Annotated in this window: 3 protein-coding genes and 1 pseudogene; 2 read left to right on the top strand and 2 right to left on the bottom strand. The window is 41.3% G+C overall.

Translation table 11 applies throughout. The features are described 5' to 3' along the window. Window positions 1-188, top strand: a pseudogene (locus B2R65_RS15430) (hypothetical protein); the annotation flags it as partial. 92 nt (window positions 189-280) lie between these two features. Here B2R65_RS15430 and dcd read toward each other — a convergent pair. Both dcd and apbC read right to left on the bottom strand, forming a co-directional pair. Next, window positions 281-868 (bottom strand): dCTP deaminase, encoded by a 588-nt coding sequence (dcd, locus tag B2R65_RS15425; protein ID WP_004587761.1) that lies wholly within the window; start codon window positions 866-868, stop codon window positions 281-283. Between the two features lie 6 nt (window positions 869-874). Then, window positions 875-1951, bottom strand: coding sequence for an iron-sulfur cluster carrier protein ApbC (gene apbC, locus B2R65_RS15420; RefSeq protein ID WP_138578234.1), 1077 nt, complete (start codon window positions 1949-1951; stop codon window positions 875-877). Between the two features lie 187 nt (window positions 1952-2138). Between apbC and metG the strand changes: the two genes are divergently transcribed. Continuing rightward, on the top strand, window positions 2139-3352 hold a 1214-nt coding region (metG, locus tag B2R65_RS15415; protein WP_286744153.1), incomplete at its 3' end, for a methionine--tRNA ligase.

Here is a 3352-nt window from a genome sequence, read left to right as displayed (position 1 = left end):
TTTTTTCTTTAGCAAAAGAGCCGCTTTTAAAAGCGTTTAATACGGTGGTTATGCAGTACGAAAAAGAGAGTGTTGACAGGGTTAAAAGGCTACACACTATTCAAGGCATTGTAATTATAGTTATTTTATTATCTATATTAGTCGAGTTTTTACTCGTTTATAAAGCCAGAAATAAAAAACACATTTAATATCAGTGTAAGCAATAATGCACATTGGCATAAATTATTAAGCGTTTAAGCTAGCAAAAAAAGCCATTTAAACGCTTAATAGTTTTATATTGTTATAGGTTATCGTCGCTAATGCGGCTTGCTACCGCACTACTTTGATCTTTATATTTTGCATCTTTACGAATGTTATAAGGGTTTTCGCAGGGTCCTGAAAGCATTTCAAAGCTCATTGCACCAATTTTCATCATTGGGCGCAGCGCTAGTGGTAACTTACCTGAGTTATAAAATTCTAAAACAATATTACCACTCCAACCTGGGTCGATTCTGTGCGCTGTTACATGCACCATCAAACCTAAGCGGGCAAGTGATGAACGACCATCTAACCAGCCTACTATGTCGGCAGGAAGTGTTACTTTTTCATGCGTAATGGCCAATGCCAGCTCACCTGGGTGTAAAAAGAAAGCTTCGCCGTCGGCAAGCTCAATCTCTTCACTCATGATTGATTCCATAGCCTTATTTAACTGATCTTTAGGGCCACTTAAATCTACGTACGCTGCGTTATGTGCGTTAAAGGTTCTAAATTTGTTCCCTAAACGCAAATCGGCTGTCACACCCGAAATCATTTCATTAGTCGGCGCAGGCTCAATCACTATGCGGCCATCGCTTAAATATTCTTTAATATGGGTATCTGAGAGTCTCATTTTTTCTTAGTCCTGCGTTATCACTATCTCAACACTGTGTTGGTGCTGCTGATAAAAAAGCGTGCTGGCAATCAGTCTTGCCGCTGCGCTGTATGTGTTGCTAATAGCCGCGCTGGTATCGCTGGCGATTAATTTACCTTGCTCTGAGTATTCACGAATATTTATGGCAAGTGGAATATGGCTTAACACCGGTACGCCGTGTTTATGGGCAAGTTTTTCTGCGCCATCTTTGCCAAATACATGGTTGGCTTCACCGCAGTGGCTACAAATGTAGTGACTCATATTTTCTATAAGCCCAAGCACAGGTACGTTAACTTTATTAAACATTGCAATGCCTTTTTGCGCATCGGCAAGGGCTAAATCTTGTGGCGTAGTCACAATAACAGTGCCGCTGGCAGGCACTTTTTGGCTCATTGTTAGCTGTATATCGCCCGTACCCGGTGGCATATCAACAATTAAGTAATCAAGTTCGCCCCAATCAGTTTCGTTTAATAATTGGTTGAGCGCTCCCGATGCCATTGGGCCTCGCCAGACCGTTGCGTCATCACTTGGCACTAAAAAGCCGATTGATTGCGCTTTAATGCCGTTGGCATCAAATGGCTGTAGTAGTTTGTTATCTTTGGTTTGTGGCTCTGCACCCACAAGCCCTAAAAGCATAGGAATAGATGGCCCATAAATATCAGCATCTAAAATCCCTACTTTTGCGCCTTCGCTTTTAAGCGCCCCAGCTAAATTAACAGCGGTCGTGGATTTTCCTACCCCCCCTTTACCTGAGGCAATCAGCACAATGTGTTTAATGGCTTTAAATTTTGCAGGCTCTTTTATAGTCACCACAGAGTCTATGGTAACCGGTGTATTTATACTTTCACTTACGTGCTGCTCAACTAACGGCATTTCTGATTGAGCCGCAAATGGCAGCGTTATTTTAATGTGTATTGATTTATCGTCATTTTGCGAAATGGTATCAATAAAACTTTCATCAATACCTACGGCAAATGCCGCGCTTCGATACGCCGCTAAGGCAGTAATAATCGGTTGTTTTTGCACCGATTTAGAGGAGAATAGTTTCGACAGTCCAAACATAGCAATTAAATAGCGTTTCTTTGATGAAAAGTGCCACAGAATTATGTAACATTCAGGGCATTAACACCAGTCAATTAACAAAAATCCATAAGCTGCGCGTACCGTTACTCCAAAGCTTATGGATAAATTAATGATAACCGCCTTTTTTGTAGTAAAAATGGTGGTTTATCCTCAATTCGGAATGATTATGACGCAGCGAAAGATCCTCATTACCAGCGCATTACCTTATGCAAATGGCCCTACTCACTTAGGCCATTTATTGGAATATATTCAAACTGATATTTGGTCACGTTTTCAAAAGCTACAAGGCCACGAAGCTTATTATGTTTGCGCCGACGATGCTCACGGCACGCCAATTATGCTTAATGCGCAAAAGCAAGGGATCACGCCTGAAGAAATGGTTAAAAATGTAAGCATTGAACGCCAGCGCGACTTTGCCGACTTTAACATCAAGTTTGATAAATACCACAGCACCCACAGCTCAGAAAATAAAGAGCTGAGTGAGCTTATTTATAACCGCCTTAATGATGCGGGTCATATTAAAAAGCACACTATTTCACAGTTATTCGACCCTGAAAAAGGCATATTTTTACCAGATCGCTTTGTAACAGGCACTTGCCCAACGTGTAAGTCTGAAAACCAAAATGGCGATAGCTGTGACTCGTGTGGCGCAACTTACAGCCCAACCGAATTAATAAACCCGCGCTCAGTAATGTCAGGTGCAGAGCCAATTTTAAAAGATTCAGAGCATTACTTTTTTGACCTGCCAGCATTTGAAGGCATGCTTAAAGAGTGGCTACACTCGGGCTCTATTCAGCAAGAAATGGCGAATAAGTTAGATGAGTGGTTTACCGATGGCCTGCAACAGTGGGATATTAGCCGCGATGCGCCTTACTTTGGTTTTGAAATTCCAAATGCACCGGGCAAATACTTTTACGTATGGCTAGATGCGCCAATTGGCTACATGGCAAGCTTTAAAAATCTATGTGACGAAAAAGGCCTCGACTTTGATGCATTTTGGGCTGAAGGTTCTGATGCTGAGCTTTATCACTTTATTGGTAAAGACATTATTTACTTCCACAGCTTATTTTGGCCAGCCATGCTAGAGGGCGCTAATTTTAGAAAGCCAACTAACGTGTTTGCACATGGCTTTGTAACCGTCAATGGCGAAAAAATGTCTAAATCAAAGGGTACGTTTATAAAAGCACGTACTTACCTTGATAACCTAGACCCAGAGTACTTACGTTATTACTACGCAGCTAAATTAAACAGCGGTATTATTGACCTTGATTTAAACCTAGAAGACTTTGCACAACGTGTAAATTCAGACCTAGTAGGTAAAGTAGTAAACATAGCAAGCCGCTGTGCAGGCTTTATTACTAAAAAGTTTGACGGTAAATT

Source organism: Pseudoalteromonas sp. UBA2102, assembly GCF_002331165.1.
In the GTDB taxonomy this organism is placed as follows: domain Bacteria; phylum Pseudomonadota; class Gammaproteobacteria; order Enterobacterales; family Alteromonadaceae; genus Pseudoalteromonas; species Pseudoalteromonas atlantica.
This window is presented reverse-complemented; position numbering and strand designations above follow the sequence as displayed.